The organism is Caldimonas taiwanensis NBRC 104434 (genome assembly GCF_001592165.1).
GTDB lineage: Bacteria > Pseudomonadota > Gammaproteobacteria > Burkholderiales > Burkholderiaceae_C > Caldimonas > Caldimonas manganoxidans.
On sequence record NZ_BCWK01000040.1, the window covers coordinates 1 to 5,690 of the forward strand.

2 tRNA genes and 3 rRNA genes are annotated in these 5,690 nt (G+C 55.4%); all 5 read left to right on the forward strand.

The window, feature by feature from the left end:
- Positions 1 to 242: 242 nt before the first annotated feature.
- The 5 genes from CTA01S_RS15620 (at position 243) to rrf (ending at position 5,645) form a co-directional block, all read left to right on the forward strand.
- Positions 243 to 1,773: ribosomal RNA gene (locus CTA01S_RS15620) — 16S ribosomal RNA — on the forward strand.
- A gap of 223 nt (positions 1,774 to 1,996) precedes the next feature.
- Positions 1,997 to 2,073 (forward strand) — tRNA-Ile (locus tag CTA01S_RS15625).
- 19 nt (positions 2,074 to 2,092) lie between these two features.
- Positions 2,093 to 2,168 (forward strand) — tRNA-Ala (locus CTA01S_RS15630).
- 311 nt (positions 2,169 to 2,479) lie between these two features.
- Positions 2,480 to 5,355: ribosomal RNA gene (locus CTA01S_RS15635) — 23S ribosomal RNA — on the forward strand.
- Positions 5,356 to 5,531: 176 nt separating this feature from the next.
- Positions 5,532 to 5,645: ribosomal RNA gene (gene rrf / locus CTA01S_RS15640) — 5S ribosomal RNA — on the forward strand.
- Together the 16S, 23S and 5S rRNA genes with 2 tRNA genes alongside form the textbook arrangement of a ribosomal RNA operon.
- Positions 5,646 to 5,690: the final 45 nt, after the last annotated feature.

The window sequence follows — 5,690 nt, forward strand, 5'->3', positions numbered from 1 at the left end:
AAAATAACCGAGCGCTTGACAAGGAAATAAAAATCTTGCAATAATCTCGGTCTTCGCTGATCACTGATTGGCGACGCAAACGAAGCGAAGGTTTTGTTTGTGGTGTGGGTTCTTTAACAAGATACAGCCGATAAGCGTGGGCGTTTGAGGCGGATGCCTTGTGGGGAAGTTGAAAGACTTTCCTGAACGCTCACGGAAGCAGAAGTGAAGTTCACTTCAATTCCGGATGAGTTTTGAAGATCGAACTGAAGAGTTTGATCCTGGCTCAGATTGAACGCTGGCGGCATGCTTTACACATGCAAGTCGAACGGCAGCGGGTCCTTCGGGATGCCGGCGAGTGGCGAACGGGTGAGTAATGCATCGGAACGTACCCAGTCGTGGGGGATAACTACTCGAAAGAGTAGCTAATACCGCATACGACCTGAGGGTGAAAGCGGGGGACCGCAAGGCCTCGCGCGATTGGAGCGGCCGATGTCGGATTAGCTAGTTGGTGGGGTAAAGGCTTACCAAGGCGACGATCCGTAGCTGGTCTGAGAGGACGGCCAGCCACACTGGGACTGAGACACGGCCCAGACTCCTACGGGAGGCAGCAGTGGGGAATTTTGGACAATGGGCGCAAGCCTGATCCAGCCATGCCGCGTGCGGGAAGAAGGCCTTCGGGTTGTAAACCGCTTTTGTCAGGGAAGAAAAGCTCTGGGCTAATACCTCGGAGTGATGACGGTACCTGAAGAATAAGCACCGGCTAACTACGTGCCAGCAGCCGCGGTAATACGTAGGGTGCGAGCGTTAATCGGAATTACTGGGCGTAAAGCGTGCGCAGGCGGTTGTGCAAGACAGATGTGAAATCCCCGGGCTTAACCTGGGAACTGCATTTGTGACTGCACGGCTAGAGTGCGGCAGAGGGGGATGGAATTCCGCGTGTAGCAGTGAAATGCGTAGATATGCGGAGGAACACCGATGGCGAAGGCAGTCCCCTGGGCCTGCACTGACGCTCATGCACGAAAGCGTGGGGAGCAAACAGGATTAGATACCCTGGTAGTCCACGCCCTAAACGATGTCAACTGGTTGTTGGGGATTCATTTCCTCAGTAACGAAGCTAACGCGTGAAGTTGACCGCCTGGGGAGTACGGCCGCAAGGTTGAAACTCAAAGGAATTGACGGGGACCCGCACAAGCGGTGGATGATGTGGTTTAATTCGATGCAACGCGAAAAACCTTACCTACCCTTGACATGCCAGGAACCCTGCAGAGATGTGGGGGTGCTCGAAAGAGAGCCTGGACACAGGTGCTGCATGGCCGTCGTCAGCTCGTGTCGTGAGATGTTGGGTTAAGTCCCGCAACGAGCGCAACCCTTGCCATTAGTTGCTACGAAAGGGCACTCTAATGGGACTGCCGGTGACAAACCGGAGGAAGGTGGGGATGACGTCAGGTCCTCATGGCCCTTATGGGTAGGGCTACACACGTCATACAATGGCCGGTACAGAGGGCTGCCAACCCGCGAGGGGGAGCCAATCCCAGAAAACCGGTCGTAGTCCGGATCGCAGTCTGCAACTCGACTGCGTGAAGTCGGAATCGCTAGTAATCGCGGATCAGCATGTCGCGGTGAATACGTTCCCGGGTCTTGTACACACCGCCCGTCACACCATGGGAGCGGGTTCTGCCAGAAGTGGGTAGCCTAACCGCAAGGAGGGCGCTTACCACGGCAGGGTTCGTGACTGGGGTGAAGTCGTAACAAGGTAGCCGTATCGGAAGGTGCGGCTGGATCACCTCCTTTCTGGATGAGCCGAGGCACTGAGGATGGGGCTGCGCAAGCGGCTCGAAGCTTCAGCAAGCCTGGCGTACACAGAGAAAAGAGGCATTTCGAGTCAGGCGCCCACACTTATCGGCTGTAGCTGTTGAGAAGCAACAGTGAGTGGAACGTGAGCCGGCGCGATGGCCGAGCGCACATGAGCGGCGCCGTCCAGGCAGGCCCTGCGGTTCACGCAAGGACAACGCGGGGGTCTGTAGCTCAGTCGGTTAGAGCACCGTCTTGATAAGGCGGGGGTCGTTGGTTCGAATCCAACCAGACCCACCAGCGCGCGTTGGCGTGCGACGGGGGATTAGCTCAGCTGGGAGAGCACCTGCTTTGCAAGCAGGGGGTCGTCGGTTCGAACCCGTCATCCTCCACCACCGTCCACCACCGCATCCCTGCTGGGAGGGGTGCTCGAGCGCTCATGCCAGCGCCCTTGAGGGGGGTTGGCATGAGCGATTCGAAGAGGAATCGGCTGTTGTTCTTTAACAATTCGTAGAGTCGAATCAGCGTTGTTGCTGGAGGCGCCTGAAGGCGCTGGGTCCAGCAACGACATTTGATTGCGTCACCAGACTTCAGCTTGAAGAGATTCAAAGCTTGAAGGACGGCACAACGCGACATACTCATGAAGCCGATCGCAAGATCGGTGCGTCCTTGACGGCGGACACTGAGGTGGACGTCAACGTTATAGGGTCAAGTGACGAAGTGCATGTGGTGGATGCCTTGGCGATTACAGGCGATGAAGGACGTGATAGCCTGCGAAAAGCTTCGGGGAGCTGGCAAATGAGCTGTGATCCGGAGATGTCCGAATGGGGAAACCCACCCGCAAGGGTATCGTTGACTGAATACATAGGTCAACGAGGCGAACCGAGCGAACTGAAACATCTAAGTAGCTCGAGGAAAAGAAATCAACCGAGATTCCGAAAGTAGTGGCGAGCGAAATCGGAGGAGCCTGCACGATTTAGCCATCGACTTATCAGAACGGTCTGGAAAGGCCGGCCATAGTGGGTGATAGCCCCGTATGAGAAAAGTGGGTGGTGGAACTAGGCGTGCGACAAGTAGGGCGGGACACGTGGAATCCTGTCTGAAGATGGGGGGACCATCCTCCAAGGCTAAATACTCGTAATCGACCGATAGTGAACCAGTACCGTGAGGGAAAGGCGAAAAGAACCCCGGGAGGGGAGTGAAATAGATCCTGAAACCGCATGCATACAAAAAGTCGGAGCCTCGCAAGGGGTGACGGCGTACCTTTTGTATAATGGGTCAGCGACTTACATTCAGTGGCGAGCTTAACCGAGTAGGGGAGGCGCAGGGAAACCGAGTCCGAACAGGGCGATTGAGTCGCTGGGTGTAGACCCGAAACCAGGTGATCTATCCATGGCCAGGATGAAGGTACCGTAACAGGTGCTGGAGGTCCGAACCGACTACTGTTGCAAAAGTAGCGGATGAGCTGTGGATAGGGGTGAAAGGCTAAACAAACCTGGAAATAGCTGGTTCTCTCCGAAAACTATTTAGGTAGTGCCTCAAGTATTACCATCGGGGGTAGAGCACTGTTTAGGCTAGGGGGTCATGGCGACTTACCAAACCTATGCAAACTCCGAATACCGATGAGTAGAGCTTGGGAGACAGTGCACCGGGTGCTAACGTCCGGACACGAGAGGGAAACAACCCAGACCGCCAGCTAAGGTCCCCAAAATTGGCTAAGTGGGAAACGAAGTGGGAAGGCTAAAACAGTCAGGATGTTGGCTTAGAAGCAGCCATCATTTAAAGAAAGCGTAATAGCTCACTGATCGAGTCGTCCTGCGCGGAAGATGTAACGGGGCTAAGCCAGTTACCGAAGCTGCGGATCGTGGCAACACGATGGTAGGAGAGCGTTCTGTAAGCCTGTGAAGGTGGCTCGTGAGGGCTGCTGGAGGTATCAGAAGTGCGAATGCTGACATGAGTAGCGTTAAAGGGGGTGAAAAGCCCCCTCGCCGTAAGCGCAAGGTTTCCTACGCAACGTTCATCGGCGTAGGGTGAGTCGGCCCCTAAGGCGAGGCAGAGATGCGTAGCTGATGGGAAACAGGTCAATATTCCTGTACCGATCTGTAGTGCGATGTGGGGACGGAGAAGGTTAGCTCGGCCGGGTGTTGGATGTCCCGGTTTAAGCGTGTAGTCGTGGCCCTTAGGCAAATCCGGGGGTCTGAGATGAGGCGTGATGACGAGGCGGCTTGCCGCCGAAGCGAGTGATACCCTGCTTCCAGGAAAAGCCACTAAGCTCCAGCTACAGACGACCGTACCGCAAACCGACACTGGTGCGCGTGATGAGTATTCTCAGGCGCTTGAGAGAACTCTGGAGAAGGAACTCGGCAAATTGACACCGTAACTTCGGAAGAAGGTGTGCCCTAAGTAGGTGAAGTTGTACAGACGGAGCCCAAAGGGGTCGCAGAGAATCGGTGGCTGCGACTGTTTAATAAAAACACAGCACTCTGCAAAGACGAAAGTCGACGTATAGGGTGTGACGCCTGCCCGGTGCTGGAAGATTAAGTGATGGGGTGCAAGCTCTTGATCGAAGTCCCAGTAAACGGCGGCCGTAACTATAACGGTCCTAAGGTAGCGAAATTCCTTGTCGGGTAAGTTCCGACCTGCACGAATGGCGTAACGATGGCCACACTGTCTCCTCCAGAGACTCAGCGAAGTTGAAATGTTTGTGATGATGCAATCTCCCCGCGGAAAGACGGAAAGACCCCATGAACCTTTACTGTAGCTTTGTATTGGACTTTGAACAGATCTGTGTAGGATAGGTGGGAGGCTTTGAAGCGGTGCCGCCAGGTGCCGTGGAGCCGACGTTGAAATACCACCCTGGTGTGTTTGAGGTTCTAACCTAGGCCCCTGAATCGGGGTCGGGGACAGTGCATGGTGGGCAGTTTGACTGGGGCGGTCTCCTCCCAAAGCGTAACGGAGGAGCTCGAAGGTACGCTAGGCACGGTCGGAAATCGTGCTGATAGTGCATAGGCAAAAGCGTGCTTGACTGCGAGACTGACAAGTCGAGCAGGTACGAAAGTAGGACTAAGTGATCCGGTGGTTCTGTATGGAAGGGCCATCGCTCAACGGATAAAAGGTACTCTGGGGATAACAGGCTGATACCGCCCAAGAGTTCATATCGACGGCGGTGTTTGGCACCTCGATGTCGGCTCATCTCATCCTGGGGCTGTAGCCGGTCCCAAGGGTATGGCTGTTCGCCATTTAAAGAGGTACGTGAGCTGGGTTTAAAACGTCGTGAGACAGTTTGGTCCCTATCTTCCGTGGGCGCTGCAAGATTGAGGGAGCCTGCTCCTAGTACGAGAGGACCGGAGTGGACGCACCTCTGGTGTACCGGTTGTCACGCCAGTGGCATCGCCGGGTAGCTAAGTGCGGAAGAGATAACCGCTGAAAGCATCTAAGCGGGAAACTCGTCCCAAGATGAGTCTTGCCGGGGCCTTGAGCCCCCTGAAGGGTCGTTCGAGACCAGGACGTTGATAGGCTGGGTGTGGAAGCGCAGCAATGCGTTAAGCTAACCAGTACTAATTGCCCGTGCGGCTTGACCCTATAACCTTGATGTTCCCCAACGAACCCCAAGGACAAGAGTCAGTCCCGTTGTGACCCCACAGTGCACGCAATCAAATCCCGCTGATCGCCTGTCCCGCAAAAAAACAGGCAGCGACTCTACGAATGCGCCAGGCTGAGTCCCCACAACTCCAGCCTCAGCCCGGCAACCAGTTACGCCTGACGACCATAGCGAGGTGGTCCCACTCCTTCCCATCCCGAACAGGACAGTGAAACGCCTCAGCGCCGATGATAGTGCGGTCTTCCCGTGTGAAAGTAGGTCATCGTCAGGCTACATCCCCTCAACCCCCACCCCCAACAAAGGCGGTGGGGGTTCG